Raw genomic sequence first — 17,863 nt, 5'->3', positions numbered from 1 at the left:
TCTTAACACCATCGGTCTAATTTCCTATCCAACTCAACCCGTTTACTCACCGGCATCTAGGTGAACGGATTCATCTAGGGGGTGACAATCATCGCTTTCGTCGTCAGGGCCACACTTAATGCAACTGGCGCGATTACGTTCACCGGGAATACACTTGGCCTAAGTCGATCCGATACTGCAGGTCAACCGGGAACACTAGACAGCATTGGTGCTTTTACGACCACGAATACCGCGCTAAAATACGGAACCTATCCCTCAGGTACAACCAGTCTTTATACACAGAACAACTCATCAGCCATCTTAACACTTCCTACAGGTAGTACCATCTTGTATGCGGAGCTAATTTGGGGCGGGACCTATATTAATGGCACGGTGAATTTAAGTGCGGCTATTAATAACCCCGTCAGTTTCACTACGCCCGCGGGCACCTTTAGTGTGACACCTGATTCAGCCACGAGTAGTGAATTCGACCTAGGTGGAGGCGCTTCTGGGTATACGCGATCAGCTGCCGTTACTTCACTCGTTCAGCAAGGAATGGCTGGCACCTATACAACTGGGAGTGTTGTAGGAACCATTGTTATTCCCAGTGATCCAACAGCCAATCATGCTGGTTGGACGCTAGCCGTTATCCTTCAGAACACCAGTTTGCCTTTCCGAAATATGTCACTTCGGGTCGGTGCCGTGCTCGTTCAGTCTACCTCTCCCCCTGTCAATACCACGATCACCGGCTTTGCCACACCTGTCACAGGTGCGTTAGGCGGCAGAGCCTTATTCAGCGCTCAGGAAGGAGACGCAAATCGGACAGGTGACCAGGCGTTATTCGGACCGACTAGCGCTTCCTTGGTCGCTTTATCAGGACCCAACAACTTTGCCACTAACTTCTTTGCTTCTCAAATCAATAACGATGCAGGAAACCTCAATACGACAGGTACATTCGGCTCACTGAATCAGATCAACGGAACGCCTGGCACGAATATCAGTGGAGGCAGGCAAGGCTGGGACATTACGAACGTTGATATCTCTGCACGACTAATTAACAATCAATCTTCAGCAATCTTGCAGCTTACCACATCTGGCGACGCCTATGTCGTTAACGCAAACGGCATTCAGGTGGATATTAATGCGCCTAAGATTAATGTCACCAAAAGCGCGAATGTCAGTGGAACCGTCCTGGGCGACACGATTACGTATACGGTGACAACCAGCAACACAGGAACAGCAAGCGCAGCAAGTATCGTACTTTCCGATGCATTGCCTGCGGGCTCCACCTTCGTCGCCGGCAGTGTCGTTGTCGCTGGCGTAGCCAAACCGACCTTTGACATTACATCAGGGGCTCCGCTAGGCTCTCTTGCGTTCGGCAGTTCCATTACCGTGACGTATAAAGCCACAATCACCAGTATTCCGAGTCCGTCTCAGGTCGCGAATACAGCGAATGCCGCTTTTACCTTCCAAAGTGTCGCAGGCGGTAACGTTATTACGGGCGTTATTCCATCCAATACGGTGACGACTCCTGTTTACGCACCGAAAATTGCCATCGTGAAATCGGCCAATACGGCGAACGGCTCTGTAGGAAGCAACGTCACGTACACGCTTCAAGTGTCCAATACAGGGAATATCGGAGCCATCGTTACGGTTAGTGATAATATCCCTTCTGGCACGGCTTATATTGCAAATAGCTTTAAAGTAAACGGCGTTGCCGTCCCAGGTGCCAACCCGGTAACAGGCGTCAACATCGGAACCGTTGCTGCAGGCGGCACTTCCACCGTCACTTTCGATATTTTAATTCAAGTGCTTCCATCGCCATCTCAATTAATCAATAAGGCGAATAGTACATACACGTTTCAACCACCTGATGGCCGTACCATTAATGGATCTGCTGATTCCAACACACTGACCATTCCGGTCCGATTGCCAAGCGTGAATGCCGTCAAAAGCACGACGGTTATCGATGCAGTCGTTGGGGATACATTCACTTACAGCACTTCTATCACGAATTCCGGGACGGAGAGCGTCACCAATGTCATCCTGACGGATGCGGTGCCTGCTGGTGCCGTATTCGTATCCGGATCGGTTGTTGTTGGCGGTGTTTCCAAACCTACGGCTGTCCCGGGCGGCGGAATCACCGTCGGCACGATTGCAGCAGGCGGTTCCGTCACCGTCACCTTCCAAGTGACTGTTACCTCCCTGCCCGCTTCCTTCCAATTAGCCAATCAGGCAGGGATCTCGTACAGTTCGGGAACATTTAACGGCACTACGTTAACGAATACTGTTACCACGCCAGTCTATCAGCCGCAAGTTTCCGTCACCAAGAGCATCAATAGTACGAATGCCACCGTAGGAGATACACTCACCTATACGTTACTTGTCAAAAATCAAGGAAATATCGCAGTACTACCGACCATCGTGGATACGATCTCACCATCAACCACCTTCGTGGCCGGCAGTGTGACGATTAATGGGGTTTCAAGCCCCGCTTCCAATCCGGCCTTAGGGATTCAACCAGGATCTCTTGCGGCGAATGCGACAACCACCATTACGTTCCAAGTTATTTTAGTGAACTTACCATCGCCTCCAAGGCTCACCAATCAAGCGACGGCGAACTATACGTATCAGCCTCCTGATGGACGTACGTTATCAGGCAGCGTTATTTCGAATACGACGGATATTCCAGCCTCAGCGCCTAATCTCACGTCAACCAAATCGGTATCTCAAACCTATGCCGCAATAGGTGATCTACTTACCTACTCCGTGGATATTAAAAACACGAGTCCCGTTCAGGTCAGTAATGTGGTCCTGAATGATATTGTACCGACAGGAGCCACCTTTCAATCCGGCAGTGTAACCGTGGATGGCATAGCTAAGCCAAGTGCAGACCCTAACGCTGGTTTCACGATCGGTTCTTTGGGTGCGAACGTCACCACGCATGTGGTTTTCAAGGCGTTGGTCACTTCCGTGCCCAGTCCTCCGCAACTGGATAACCATGCGAACACGAGCTTTACGTCCGGCTTGTTCTCAGGATCTGTGACATCGAACACGGTCACGACCTTTATTCAACAGCCGATCGTATCCCTGAACAAAAGCGCAACGCCATCACCTGCCGTACTCGGCGATCTCATTGCCTATACGATTGTCGTTCAGAATTCAGGCAGTACGAGTGCGAACGTAACCATCTTCGATAATATTCCCGCTGGCACAACTTTTGTTGTGAACAGTGTTATCGTGGATAATGCACCCATGCCTGGAGTCGATCCTGTCAGTGGCATTCCTATCGGTACGCTGCCCGTTGGCGCAACTCGGACCGTCATGTTCGAAGTAAATGTGATCTCCCTTCCCACGCCGCAGCAAATTGTGAATCAAGCGACGGCTGGGTATACCTTCACAACGACAGATGGACGTACACTGAGTGGATCTGGAATTTCAAATACCGTCACGGTTCCGGTCTCAGCGCCTAACGTTATTGCCATGACAACCAGCAATGTCAGCACTGCTGTACAAGGAGATACCGTTACTTATACCATCGTTGTGACCAACCAAGGCATTGAGAATGTGAATCATGTCATTCTAACGAGTGTTGCCGATCCAAGCACTTCATTCCTCCCCGGAAGCGTATTTGTCAACGGTGTCAACCTACCGAGCGCAGATCCGTCCACCGGTATTCCTATCGGTATCCTGGCACCAGGTGCGCCAGCTACCGTGACCTTTGAGGTGAAAATCACAATGCCAACGCCACAAATCGTCAACCAGTCAGCCGTCAGCTTTACGTCCGGAACCTTCTCAGGTTCCTCGAATTCCAATAACGTCGTCACGCCTGTCATTCAGCCGAATATGGCAGCTGTTAAATCGGCTAACACCGTCAATGCGACCGTTGGTGATACCGTTCTGTACACGATTGTTGTATCGAATACAGGAAATCTGCAGGGTGATGTAACGGTCACCGATACGATACCTACGGGAACCTCCTTTGTCTTGAATAGTGCGCTCGTTGATGGAACACCGCAACCAGGCGCAGACCCGATTACCGGCATTCATGCGGGTATCATTGCACCAGGTGCTTCCAAGAGTGTCAGCTTCTCCGTGCTAGTTAACACGCTCCCAAGCCCGCAAGTGTTAAGTAATACCGGGACAGCTACCTATACGTTTATGCCGCCAGATGGGCGTCTCATTACGAGGTCCGTATTATCCAATACGGTGTCATTTCCTGTGTCTTCACCTAATGTTCAGGTTGCCAAAAGTACGACGTCCACGGCCTTAACCGTCGGTGATACAATCACCTATAGCACCGTGATCACGAATAGTGGGATTGCATCTGTCAGCAATGTTCTTTTCTCAGATCCTATCCCAGCCGGCGGAACCTTCGTGCCAGGCAGTGTCGTTATTGTTGGTGCGCCAACCCCTGTTGTGCCGCCAAACCCTGCGAACGGGATCAGCCTTGGCTCCATTGCGGCCGGTGGATCTGTCACGGTCTCATTCAATGTCTTGGTCACATCGCTGCCATCGCCAGCGTCTTTTAGTAATCAATCATCGGTCAGCTTTACCTCCGGAGCGTTCTCAAGTACGACCTTCTCCAACACGGTTACAACGCCGATTTATCAACCCATTGTCAGTGTACTCAAAGGTTCCAACACATTAAATGCGCAGGTCGGCGACACGATTGTTTATTCCTTAAATGTATCTAATACAGGAAACTATCCTGCTTCTGTCATCCTGTCGGATACAATTCCAGCAAGTACCACTTTCTTGGTCAATAGTGTATTCGTAGGCAACCTGCCTTGGCCAGGTGCAGATCCAGCATCAGGCTTTTCGATAGGGACCGTTAATCCCGGAGATACCATTCCTGTTTCGTTCTCTGTCGTGATTGATACCTTGCCGAATCCACAAGTTCTCATCAATACCGGGACTGCCAATTATTCGTTCACGCTCCCTGATAATCGCACGTTCAATCGTTCCGTCCAATCGAATTCGGTTACGATCTCAGTCTCAGCGCCAGATGTGCTTATTGTCAAAAGTACAACGGTCACAGATGCTGTTATCGGGGATATCATTCCATATACATTCGTTATTACAAATGCAGGGATTGCCTCTATTCAAAATGTCGTGTTCTCCGATCCGCTGCCTTCCGGCGAATCATTCATCCCGGGCAGTGTTGTCATTACAGGAGCGCCAACACCACCTGTTCCACCTAATCCCGTATCTGGGATTGGTCTTGGTACCATCGCGGCTGGTGGGGTAGTAACCATTACCTTCAACGTCCAAGTCGTTGCACTACCGAATCCTGCACAATTGAATAATCAGGGCTCTGTCAGCTTTACTTCAGGCGTTTTCTCAGCGACTGCGTTCTCGAATGTCCTTACAACGCCGGTGTATCAAGCGATTCTTGCTGCAGTGAAATCGTCAAGCACCACGAATGCCACCATTGGCGATATGGTTATATACTCCATTTCCGTCACCAATTCCGGTAACATTCCTGCATCCGTTTCGCTTACGGATTCGATACCGAACGGCACAACCTTCCAACCTAACAGTGTCGTGATTAACGGTACCACCCAACCAGGAGCCGATCCTTCTGTTGGAATACCTTATACATCCAATCCTGGGGCAACTGACGTCATCTCTTTCGCTGTTGTGATTACGTCCTTACCTACGCCACAAACCATTGTAAATACAGCTACAGCCAACTTTACGTTTATTCCGCCAGATGGGCGCATCATTACAGGAACCGTCAATTCCAATACGGTTACCATTCCAGTGTCCGCACCAAACGTGAATATCGTGAAATCTTCACCAGCTACGGATGCCGTTGTTGGCGATATCGTGATGTACTCTGCTGTCGTAACCAATAGCGGAATTACGACCGTCAATCAAGTACAGTTCTTTGATCAAATGCCAGCTTCCACCAGCTTTGTCCCAGGCAGCGTAACGATCAACGGTGTGACAGCTGCTAACGCAAATCCAGCGAATGGAATTTCGCTTGGCTCAATTCTGCCAAGTAACTCCGTCACTGTGACCTTTAAGGTTACTGTAACTGCCTTGCCAGCTAGTCAAAACCTAACGAATCAATCTTCTGCCAATTTCACGACAGGTGTGTTTGCAGCTTCTGCATTCTCTAACACTGTTACGATTCCGGTCTACCAACCGATCATTTCCGTTGTAAAAAGCGCGAATACCACCAATGCAACCGTTGGCGATACCGTTGTTTACAACCTTACTGTGCTGAATACAGGGAATCTTCCTGCTAATGCCACCGTATTCGATACCATCCCAACAGGCACTGACTTCATTCCGAACAGCGTATTCGTGAACGGCGTGCCGCAGCCAGGCGTGGATCCTGCCACAGGTATTAATGCGGGGACGATCCCAGCAGGGGGCAGCGTCAATGTTCAAGTCACACTTTCCGTGACGGTTGATGCCTTGCCATCGCCTCAGCTGCTTTCCAACCAAGCCACAGCCAATTACACTTACTCACCGCCAGATGGCCGCCAGCTATCAGGCACAGTTAATTCGAATGTCTTAGTCATTCCTGTCTCTGCACCTAACGTCAATGTCGTGAAGAGCTCCAATGTCATTGATGCGATTGTTGGCGATATCATTACGTATACGGTTGTCGTGACCAATAGCGGCATCGAAACCGTAAATAATGTCGTGCTGACTGACCCGATTCCTACTGGAACCACTTTTGTAACAGGCAGCGTCACTGTCGATGGTATTGTTAAGCCGACACTTAACCCTGGTACAGGTGTACCTATCGGCTCGATACCTGCTGGCGGCAGCGTCACGGTGACATTTGAGGTGACGGTCGTATGACGACCGAACCTCAACCTCCCAAACATCTGATTAACCAGTCGATTGTCCGATTTAGTTCTGGCAGCTATTCGAGCCATTCTTACTCAAATATCGTAGATACACCTGTTGTAGGTCCCATCATTACCCTATGTAAGGGTGCCAATACAGGTAAAGCCGAACTCGGCAAAATCATCACCTATGCCATCGAAATCTCAAATAAGGGTAACTTGGATGCACAAGTTACCCTTTTTGACCCTATTCCTATTGGAAGCACATTTATCCCAAACAGCGTTATTGTAGATAATACGCCTGTACCTATGGCTAGGCCCGATTTGGGCATTCCTTTAGGGGCTCTCCATGTTGGTCAATCGATGGAGGTTACCTTTCAAGTTCTCGTCGTTGAAATCCCGCCTGGCCTGCAGTTAGTCAATCAAGCCAATGCGAACTATACGTTCCAAACCGCAAGTGGCCGTGAATCATCTGGGAGCGTAACATCTAATATTGTGACCCTGCCATTCGAAGAAACTAAGATTACATTTTGTAAACGCGCAAATACACTGTCTACTTTCATCGGAGACACGGTCACCTTTTATTTCACGATTACCAATCACGAAGATCATCTCATTCGGGATGCCTTCTTTCAAGATGAGCTCTCCGAGGGAGCTGACTTTGTCACAGGCAGTGTCCAAATCGGACTCGTGACCTACCCGTCAGCGAATCCTTCCACTGGCTTCCCTCTTGGGGATATTCCCGCGAATGCCGAAGTGAAGATACAATTTCAGAATCGGATTACTTCCCTTCCACCATCTGAACATATCGTAAACAAGGCGCTGCTCACCTTTATGAACGGTGCTCATAAGGAACATGTTACGTCTAATCTTGTTACTTTACACGTGTACGATCCTGCTTTGACTATTGTTGAGACTGTCCTTCAGCAAGTAGCTACTTTAGGGGATACCTTGACCTATACGATTCAAATATCGAATCCTGGCAATATCGCTTGTCAGGTATGGTTATCCGACTTTCTTCCTGCGGGCACCTCTTATATCCTTGGAAGCTTAACCATTGATGGTATCCCTTACAGTCAATCCTTCCTTCCTAACAGCATTCCTCTTGGTTTACTGCAGCCAAACCTGCGATTTGTTGTCATGTTTCAAGTTACGGTTAACTCCTTTACGATTTCACCTGATCAGAAAGAGCTTACGAGCAATTCTACGGCGACTTTTACATTTCAACTGCCTGATGACCGAACCATATCTAACCGAGTTGTTTCCAATACCGTTCATGTTGCGCTCCTTCAACCCATGGTGTTTGTCAATTTAAGTGCCTCGCCGCTGCATGCAGAACCTTGCACGATCATTCATTATCGGATAGATGTCGTTAACACGGGGAATTTAGCTGTGAATGATGTGCGGCTATTGGATTGGATATCCCCGTTAAATACACTCCTGCCAGGTTCCTTACGCATAAATGGTGTCGCTGCTCAAGATGTTGAGGTCACTCAGCCCCTGCCAATTGGCAATCTGCCTCCACGAACGAGTACACAGATTGTCTATCAGGCAGCAATCCTTCCTCATCCTCACGCACGACGGCTAACGCTGCGAGTCGCAGCCATCTATGATTTCCATGTTAATGAGCCGATCCATACGAATACTGTTCTGTCCAATGTTGTCGTGATTCGAATTGAGCATGCCGATGAATGAGACAAAAGCCGTTTACATCCTTATTCCCTTCCCTTTGCTGAGGATGCCAAAAAAGGAGCTAAGCAGATTACAAGCTGCTTAGCTCCTTTGTCAAAATATTAGAGTTTATATGTTTCACATGATAAGTTGGCTATATTTGTCCATAAACGCTCCCGTCCTTGGAGGTCGGCTTAGCGTTTATTTTGCATCCTAATTGCGATCATTAATCGCTTTGATGATTTCGACAGGGATTTTCGGCTTACGATCATAGGTCAGCAGCCCATTAATCTCTTGCTCTACATCTGTCAATTGCGTATAGCAATAACCTTGAACAACACCGGAGTTCAGGAGTGGTCGAATGACCGCGCGCAGCTTTTGCTCATAATCCTCATCATTATCTGCACCTGAGTACCCCCAGCCTTCCCATTCGCTCTTCTTGTACGCAATCCCGCCGAATTCCGTGATCAGAATCGGTTGATTCTTGTAAGGGAAGCCCTCGACAAAAATGCGTCGATTCGCAGGCATCGCATGGATCGCTTTATCCGTCGAGCTGTAACGCTCAGCCAGCACTTCTTCGCGCCATTCATAGTCATGAATCGCATAGAGATCCGTATTCACCATCTCCCAGCCATCATTTGAAATGACAGGACGCATGGGGTCTAATGATTTGCTCAAATGATACATCGTAAGTGCATGCTGCTGTTGCAATTTATCGATTTGAATGTTCGGAACACCCCAGCTCTCATTGAGCGGCACCCACGCAATAATCGAGGGATGATTGTAATCCCGCTCCATGGAAGCCATCCATTCTCTTGTAAATTGACCAACGTATTTATCCGAAAACTCATAGGCATTCGCCGCTTCGCTCCAAACGACTAGGCCAAGCACATCACACCAGTAGAGGAATCTTGGATCCTCCAATTTCTGATGCTTCCGAGCGCCATTAAAGCCCATCGCTTTCGTCAGCTCAATATCTTGCTTGATCGCTTCATCACTAGGCGGCGTCAAGTTTCCATCTGGGAAATAACCTTGATCCAGCACCATTTTCAAAAAATACGGTCGATTATTCAAGCACAATTTGCCATCCTCAATGGATACCTTCCGCATTCCGAAATAACTGCTCACAACATCCTCAACTTCGCTATCGGCCAGCAGTGTGAACGTCACATCATATAGATTCGGTTTCTCCGGCGACCACCAGCCACCAAGACCATGATCATTGAAGTCATTCAGGCGAACCTTGCGTGTGCCAGTTGCACTTCGAATGCCGTACACATCTTCTGAAACAAGCTCACCCTTAAAGGAAATAGCCACTTTGAGCTGGTAGTTGGACGCTACTTGTGCAGGGATGCCTCCAATTTCATAGCTAATTTCAATTTGCTTAGCGTCGATATCTGGCGTCATTTTCACCTTATGCAAGTGGGCATTCGCAGAAACGGCCTCGATCCAAACCGTTTGCCAAATCCCCGTCGTTCTTGTATAAAAAATGCTGGCCGAATCCGCTTTCCAATATTGCTTCCCTCTAGGCAGCGTAACGTCTTGGCTGAAGTCGACAGCCTTCACGACAAGCTTATTAACTCCCGGCTCAAGCGCTTCCGTGATGTCAGCTTGAAATGGCGTATGTCCGCCTTCGTGCGTGGCCACCAACGTTCCATTCACCCACACCGATGCGAGGTAATCCACCGCGCCAAAATGCAGCAAAATCCGTTTATTCTCAAAGGCCGGCGGCAGCACAAGCTCACGGTGATACCATACGATATCGTGGAACTCGTTGCTCCCAATGCCACTCAATTGACTTTGAAAAGCGAACGGCACCTGAATCGTCTTCGAAAAGTTATGATTGCCCTGATGCCATTTCTGTTTCGTTCCTACGTTCTCATCATCGTATTCAAACTGCCACTCACCATTCAAATTCATCCAGCTATCTCGTACAAATTGCGGCCGCGGGTATTCGGCTCTCGGTTGGTTGCTCATAGAATGGGAAAACCTCCAATTATGTAATTTAAAAGTTAACTAAATAACGTTATAATACCTGTTTTCATTATGCGATGCCCCGCTTATATTGTCAATATGCGTTATTTAATTAACTTTAAGGTTACATTAATATAGACTTTTTCTCCACTCAATAACTTCTCCATTTAACTTTAGCTGGAAAACCTCCAGTTATTTCTTCACTTTGTTCAATAAAATGTAAAATAACTGGAATTTATGCAGCTAATTTTAGCCTTTTCTCTTTAGTCACGGAAATTATGGATAATTAGCTGTACAAAATCCATTTAATTGCTGCACAGTGAGGAAATCGCAAGAAATAGATGGAGTTTTTCCATTTATTTCGAAATCTTGGTTTTCACCTGCTGAATCCAAACAAAAATGATCAACATAAGAAACCCAAGTTTGTAAACAGCATTCAAACACAAAAAAACTGCCCCCACATAGATCACTCTTCGTGGTGGCAGCTTCTGGTGTCCTAATGCTTTGTTACTCTTCTTGCTCTTCTTGCTCTTCTTGCTCTTCTTGCTCTTCTTGCACTAATACTCTTCTTGCTCTGTTGCTCTTGTTGTTCTTGTTACTCTCGTTGTCGCTAATACCTCATGATACCCTAGTCCATATACCCAGCCATACCGTTTTTCATTAAATACTCCATCTCCGCTTCCAAAATCGTATCCACGGCAAGCTCACTCAGCTTCACGTCTGGACGGCTAAGAATATGATCAATCAGGTCGTCGCTGTCGATATCTACATCACCTTTCGAGCTTTGTTCCGCTTTGGCGATATAAGCTTTCTCATGCTTCAGAACCAGTTCAATTTGCTTCGGGTCCGCCTTTGTTTTGCTGATGATGAATTGAACAAGCTCCTGCTCATTGATTGGGGCAGTCATTCTTCTCACTCCTAGTTGGTTAATTCACCTATTGTACCACAAGTGAGCAAAAAGAGACCCACAGCAACGGGCTGCGGGTCTAAAGTTTATATTTAAAAGGGGGTCGTCTTTTATTATAGGCGATGATCATGAATGCCAGATGAAGATTATATTTCTTTTATATTACAATTTTACATCAATGATGTAAGGAACGATGAACACTTCGTTATTTTGCTGAAACTGTCCCCAAATTTTGTAGATACCCTTTTTAGGAAATTGAATGGAGAACTTCGCGATTGGACCCGAAGTCGCAGCATCATCCGTCGGATGCACATGCACATACTCTTTGCCATCCTCACTAATCGCAACCACATGGCCTGCGCTGCCTAAATAGGGCTGCAAGTTCGTCACAGGCGCTTTCGTCGCCCCCTGTTTAAACGTAAACACCATATCCAGCGGCATCCCCGCCATGACATGGTCAAAAGCCAAGGTAACCTCCTTGTCGCCAATGAGCTTCGTGAGGCTCCTATCCGGCTGCAGCTTCACAGCCTTAGGCTCCTTCCCATTGATGGTGACCCAATGGGATTGCACGGTTTCCCCTAGGCCCGTCGGCGTATAATCAGCGATAAGCTGATAATGGCCGCCCGCGGGGAACGTGGTCTCCACATCGAAGCGTCCCTCGCCCGCGTAGGTCGGATGGAGATGATCGAAGTACGACAGATCTTCGCTCACCACGATGAGATGCATGAGCTTCTCATGCATGATGTCGAAGTTCACGACCGGCCGATCCCATTTATTCTGAATCAGCATCGTGATCGTCGCTTTCTCATTGGGCAAATAGTGCGGTGACACGACCGAAAAATGAGCGACTGCGTCATTCCCATGCTGGTGCGTAGCCGTGGAAGACATCGACATCCCCGCCATACTGGATGGATCGGACATATCAATGGTCGTCGTTGAGGCAGAACCACAGGCTGTTAATAGCATGACCATGCAGCATGTTACAAAAAGGATCGCTTTCATTCGCTTCGGCTTGGCGTGACGGGTGCGGCAAGAATACTTAAGCCTAATGAGCATAGCGCACATAGGAAAATTGCGCCTCCCCACAGCTCCGGCGGCCAGTCGAGTGTGTGGAATAATTTTAAACCTATAAAATATAAGCCCCAAATCAGCACGGGCAGAATAAAGAATACGCCTTTGTAACGCCAGTCGGTGACTTCCCTCTCTTTGATCCCGTGGAACAGGACATCGCCAATAATGCCGCTTATCAGCAAAATCACAATCGATCCATAGTGCGCGAAGCCATCCAGCACCGCTAGAAATATCGCTTCAAACAGGAAGAAGAACGTAACTGTCCCGAATGGGAGCTTCCATCTGCGCAGCACAAACATCAGTGGAATGACGAGAATCATCGTAGTCAACATGAAATCAACAATGGCTCTGCCAATCGCGTCTTGTTCGCGGGCCATCCATAAGTTTTGCCGGAACGACCAGGCATACATCAAGAAGAAAGCGAACACGGTGAAGGTGAGGCCAATGGAGGTTAGTGCCGGCAGCAATTGGCGGAACGTCGGCGCAGCTCCCTTTTCAGCGTGGCTGATCGCCCGATAAGGGCTTGTCAGAATCATCAACGCGCCAGCTAACAATAGCAGATGTGTGGGACTTAGCAGCGCTGCAATATTTTTCTCAATGCCGAAGACCGTATGCCAATACATATCACCAAGTCCGCCGATGAAAAAGAGGATGACTCCAGCTACACCAAGCTTGTAGCCAACGGGGATTGCCTCGGTCCATGTCGCGTAGCGATGGGTGATTTTATTCATGCGAATCATCATAAAAATCCACACGGCGCAAGCCAAATACCCGGAGTATAGAATACCGTGCCATGGTGTGAAAAAGGTTTCAACCGCCCCATGATTATGAGCGAAGCCATCAATAAATAAGCCAATAATGAGCCACATCCCCATGATCATCGTGATCGAGTGCTGGGATGCTCCCGTTCTAACTTGCGATGGTGTTACCGTCATTGGCATCGACACAACCTTCATCTCCCTATCCGATATAGACTAGATTTAACTCCTCAGGTGTGGCTAACCCCTCCTTGATTACTTGCTGGCGCAACGCCAGATATAATTCGGCTCTCGTCGTATTATAGTAAGGAAGAACGAATAGTACACCGATTCCAAGCGCAATGATCCCCAGCAAGTACCAACCGATAAAAGATAAATCGAGAACGAACATACGCCATTTGTGTCCCTTCGTCATCTGATTGCTGAGTTGTACCGCTCGTTTCCGGCCGATGGTTGGGTTGTCACCCAAAATATAAGGCACCATTCTGTACGCATACGTTTTGACGATCCCTGGGATGATGAATAAGAGAAACCAGAGAAAATTCAGTAAGCCAGCCCAAAACATCGCAGCGACAATGCCTAAATATTTGCCGCTTCGGAAGGCATAGAGGAAATAGTTCAATTCAACCTCACCTTGTGAGGCTTGTTTAAAATATTGGTGCGCATTCACCTTAAATGGCGTGATCACAAAGATATTGAAAGCAATGACGCACAACCCTGCCACGATGGCAAATAGAATGATGAAGAGCAGAATCGCAACGCCGACACCACCGCTTATATCTCCAAAATTCGAATCCCCCAGCCCCATATGCATGCCGGAAAAGTGATTCGATGAGTTCGTATTCCAATTCCCCGAACAGCCTCCGATCCCCCCACTAACCAAAGCTAATAACAAACTTACAAGAAATGCTTTCCAATAGGATGTTCGTAGTACTTGTTTAGCTCTGCTTTTTAACTCTTTACGCGACCAACTCACTTAATCACTCCTCAAATTAGCTATATACCATCCTATTTTAACTTACAAAGGACTAGAACAGTACCAATGTTTGCCAAAGTTTTCATTAAGTTTACAACGAAAAAAAGAGCCCACTTACTCGGCTCCCTGCGTCACCCAACAACCAATCCTACTAATTCCGATAAACGGACAGGCCTCCCATTTGCACATAATAGGATCCAAAACTATCTGCCGATGCCTTCGTCGTTAGCACTCTGAGATAACTATAGCTTTGGTTGCCTACCCAAAAGTTCATACGCTGTGTGGCTCCAGGTGCTGTGAAGCCTGTAATGTTTTTCAGCGTTGTCCATGTCGTCCCATTGTTCGATCCTTGGATCTGAAAATCCACCGGGAAGCACCACGTGTCCCCGCTTGAATTCCTCGGATAGAGGACGACTGTGTTAAAAGCCGTCGCTCCCCCGAAATTGATCGATGCCGATTCGCTCACGGCACTTGTCGTATACTTCATGCTGCTCCATGTTGTCAGCGGATCCCCATCGGTCAGCGTGCTGCCTGGCCAACCAGTTAGTGCAGAAGACGTCGTCACTGTCTTGCCTAGCGCGAGATCATTCTGATACACCGAGATTTCGCCAAGCTGCACATAATACGATCCAAAGTTGTCTGCAGAGGTCTTAGTCACATACATACGTAAGTAAGCATAGGTTTGATTGCCCACCCAAATGCTGGCACGTTGACCAGCTCCCGGTGCTTGGAAGCCAACTTGATTAGAGATTGTTGTCCAACTGCTCCCATCATTAGAGCCCTGCACCTGGAAATCAATAGGGAAACAACAAGCAAAATTAGTCGCAATATCGTTTCGCGGCGTAAGAACTACCGTATCGAATTTCGTCGCTGCTCCGAACGGTATAACTGCCCATTCCGTAACCGCACTTGTTGTCTGCAACTGGCTGCTCCATGAGGTGGTCGAGAGACCGTCCGTCAAGTTGCTCCCTGGCCAGCTAGTCAGCGCAGAGGATGTTGTGACTGTTTTCCCTAAGGCAAGATCACTGGATTGCGAAACATTATTCGTAAAACTAATCGTAGCTGTTGCCGTTGAACCACTATTGCCTGTGAATGTGATCGTTTTGGTGTATGGCGTATTTGCCGTTAGTCCGGCTGGATCAATGGTAAAATAGACCTCCTGCTCGCCTCTCAGATTCCCGGAAGGGCTCAGCAAATTCAACCAACCGCCCTGTCCGGTTGCTGTCCAATTCTCCGTTAGTCCGCCGCCTGCGTTGACTAGCTTAATTTTGTGATGCAGATTAACATTTTCATTCGTCACATTTCCGAGTGAAATGGTTGGGTTTGTCACTTTGATTTTAGGAGCTGAAACGGCATTGATGACACCGACGGTGTTCGTTTCGGTAAACTTTTGTACCCCGCCTTTGGAGGCTGTTAATTTCAACTGCAATTGCTTTGAACCCGTAATACCGCTAGGAATCGTGAAGCTGATTGGCTGTGAAACCGTGCTTCCATACGCAACCGCAGACGTAAACGAATTGCTGGCAAATGACGTATACGCACTGGTAGCTGGGTCTGTATAACCAGCCTCCCAATTGATCTGCACCGATGTGCCTGTGTTTAGTTCATCATTGTAAATCAAAACCGTTTGATTAACAGCATTGCCGCCTGTATAGACAGTTGGGCTCGCCCCGATCCGATTCAATTGATCAAACTCCTTATCGAATGCGGCCACAGGCGCGAAGGAGTTCTGATAATAGCTGTAACCATCCCCTTGGATGACTGTCGGATAGTTCGTATCAAACGGGTTGATCAAGGGCCGATACAAGGATACCGGTTTCAAACCGGAAGCCGACATGTCGGACCACACAGGATGGATCGTTGCCTCAATGGGATCAAACGCATATTCATAATTGAAAAACGGTCTGTAATCCGCCACACCTGCGTATCGGGCTCCTCTGGTAATTCGCCCGACTTCCTTCACGTATTGCGCTTGCGAGATGACATTCGGACTTCCGCCAAATGGAGCCGTTGTCAGAACCGAAACCGTTGTACCGTCGGAGCTGATTGTTGGGTATCCGTGCGAAGGTGTCAACGATTCGCCTTCCCCTACTGGTTTCGTTGTCCCTCCGGAATAAATCCCATATAGATTTGTCGTATTGAATACACCTAACGGATATCCGCCTGTGTAATGAAAGTTATACTCATCATCGATGCTTAGATTGGATTGCTGACCATCATTATAGATCGGTCTCGTCGTGTCATAAGCAAGAATAGCCGTGCGAAGATTCGGCATTAACGTAGAAGCATCTAACGCATTCCACGCTTCATTCGTCGATGAATACATGATAAGGGATGGATGATTTTTGACTGCTTTCACCCATTGTGTGACCCATTCTTTGGCATGATTAATCGAGGCTGTGCCATAATCAAGCAGCCGTTCGGGCTGCCAATAGGGTGATTCATCTATCAGCATCATCCCTACGTGATCCGCATAGGTGTAAATCTCATCTGTTAACACGCCTCTGACATGGAAACGCAGTACATTCAGATTCAGTGCCTTAGCTTGATCAATATACGCTTTGATCATTTGGTCAGCCGAAGCTCCAGCTGGGAGATTATACGTATAATTCAGATCATTGGATGTACCTCCTGCATTCAGAAAATCAAGCGTATCCCCTCTGAGATTGGCACGCAGCCCATTTAGCGTATAATAATTCGCACCTGATACACGAGTAAATTGCCGAAAGCCAAACGAGGTGGATAAGGAGTCCACCATCACTGAGCTAGCATCCACCAAGCTGGTTGACAGGTTGTACAGTTTGGGATCCGAAGGCCACCAATACTTCGCATTCGTCCAAGCTATATTCGAGAGAGACACCGCTACACTCGAATTCGCTGGGATCGTCACCGATTGATCGGTCCATGATTTTTCCAAACTTCCCCCATCCAAGGATGCCGCATTTTTCAAAGTCACAGTTTGGCTGGTACTGTTGTTATTCGTAATTGTCTCCTTTAGCGTGATCACATCATTGCTTGGATCCGTATCCCCTTTCAAGTCTGTTATGACTTGCACATCCGTTACGGCAATCTTTGGCTTACTGCTTAAGCTGACGTTGCCTCCGATGCCTCTTCTTCCAATACCTGTGAGATTCTCGGTCCCATATGGATAGGTAGGTTTCCCCGCATTCAATGCATCAGCGGGAAATGAGGCTGAACCGTACACATGAAGCTCCAATGTATTGCTAGACCCAACGGTAACCCAATTCGTAATGTCCAAATCATAGGGAAGCAAGGTCATTAAATAATTACCGGAAGCTGGCAATTGGACGCGGTTCCCGTTGATATAGAGCGCTCCTAAGGACGAAACACCTGCAAAATCCATATAAATTTCCTCACCTGACATCGAGCTAGGAACGGAAAAGTTTGTCTTATAAACGCCATACGTTAGGTTCTGCCAGTCTGCCGGGTAATTATTAGAATTGGTGTCATCCCAGTAAGAAGGTACATTAATCTGATATCGCGTAGTGCCGTTATTGGGATAAAAATTCCAAATCCCATTCAGCGAAACTTGATCTCTTGCGTAGGGGCCAGCATGGACGATGTTACCCCCTGGGAGCAGCAAACTATTCAAAGCGAATAAGATCAGTGTTGCGCATACCATCCTCACCAAGATTTGTCTTGCCTTTTTCATAAAATCCCTCCATTGAATAACGAATTTAGTTTGGTTATCTCTCCA

Annotated in this window: 8 protein-coding genes; 2 read left to right on the top strand and 6 right to left on the bottom strand. The window is 47.7% G+C overall.

Translation table 11 applies throughout. The features are described 5' to 3' along the window. Window positions 1-81: 81 nt before the first annotated feature. The gene (locus A8709_RS22710; protein WP_084225327.1) at window positions 82-6,801 is read left to right on the top strand and encodes a DUF11 domain-containing protein; all 6,720 of its coding nucleotides are present in this window, start codon (window positions 82-84) and stop codon (window positions 6,799-6,801) included. Next, on the top strand, window positions 6,798-8,483 hold the full coding sequence (locus tag A8709_RS22705; protein ID WP_065855443.1) for a DUF11 domain-containing protein: 1,686 nt from the start codon (window positions 6,798-6,800) through the stop codon (window positions 8,481-8,483). The genes A8709_RS22710 and A8709_RS22705 overlap by 4 nt, the downstream gene beginning before the upstream one ends. A gap of 189 nt (window positions 8,484-8,672) precedes the next feature. On the opposite strand, the gene A8709_RS22700 is transcribed toward A8709_RS22705, so the two are convergent. From A8709_RS22700 to A8709_RS22675, 6 genes are all read right to left on the bottom strand, one after another. After that, window positions 8,673-10,436 carry a glycoside hydrolase family 2 protein gene (locus A8709_RS22700; RefSeq protein WP_065855439.1) on the bottom strand — a complete coding sequence of 588 codons (1,764 nt, stop codon included), beginning with the start codon at window positions 10,434-10,436 and terminating at the stop codon, window positions 8,673-8,675. Between the two features lie 625 nt (window positions 10,437-11,061). Further along, window positions 11,062-11,340, bottom strand: coding sequence for a hypothetical protein (locus A8709_RS22695; protein WP_065855437.1), 279 nt, complete (start codon window positions 11,338-11,340; stop codon window positions 11,062-11,064). Between the two features lie 162 nt (window positions 11,341-11,502). Continuing rightward, window positions 11,503-12,312, bottom strand: coding sequence for a hypothetical protein (locus A8709_RS22690; RefSeq protein ID WP_084225325.1), 810 nt, complete (start codon window positions 12,310-12,312; stop codon window positions 11,503-11,505). A gap of 26 nt (window positions 12,313-12,338) precedes the next feature. Further along, complete coding sequence (locus A8709_RS22685) at window positions 12,339-13,358, bottom strand: hypothetical protein (RefSeq protein ID WP_141692627.1); 1,020 nt, start codon at window positions 13,356-13,358, stop codon at window positions 12,339-12,341. A 13-nt stretch (window positions 13,359-13,371) separates the two neighbouring features. Continuing rightward, window positions 13,372-14,145, bottom strand: a complete 774-nt coding sequence (locus A8709_RS22680) for a DUF975 family protein (protein WP_065855433.1) — start codon at window positions 14,143-14,145, stop codon at window positions 13,372-13,374. A gap of 151 nt (window positions 14,146-14,296) precedes the next feature. Then, window positions 14,297-17,818 (bottom strand): glycoside hydrolase family 2, encoded by a 3,522-nt coding sequence (locus A8709_RS22675; RefSeq protein WP_065855431.1) that lies wholly within the window; start codon window positions 17,816-17,818, stop codon window positions 14,297-14,299. Window positions 17,819-17,863: the final 45 nt, after the last annotated feature.

This window comes from Paenibacillus pectinilyticus (assembly GCF_001700435.1).
In the GTDB taxonomy this organism is placed as follows: Bacteria; Bacillota; Bacilli; order Paenibacillales; family NBRC-103111; genus Paenibacillus_E; species Paenibacillus_E pectinilyticus.
This window is presented reverse-complemented; position numbering and strand designations above follow the sequence as displayed.

Coding starts and splice junctions, on each gene's coding strand:
- A8709_RS22695 (WP_065855437.1), bottom strand. CDS start 11,340: ATGACTGCCCCAATCAATGAGCAGGAGCTTGTTCAATTCATCATCAGC.
- A8709_RS22700 (WP_065855439.1), bottom strand. CDS start 10,436: ATGAGCAACCAACCGAGAGCCGAATACCCGCGGCCGCAATTTGTACGA.
- A8709_RS22690 (WP_084225325.1), bottom strand. CDS start 12,312: ATGGTCATGCTATTAACAGCCTGTGGTTCTGCCTCAACGACGACCATT.
- A8709_RS22705 (WP_065855443.1), top strand. CDS start 6,798: ATGACGACCGAACCTCAACCTCCCAAACATCTGATTAACCAGTCGATT.
- A8709_RS22675 (WP_065855431.1), bottom strand. CDS start 17,818: ATGAAAAAGGCAAGACAAATCTTGGTGAGGATGGTATGCGCAACACTG.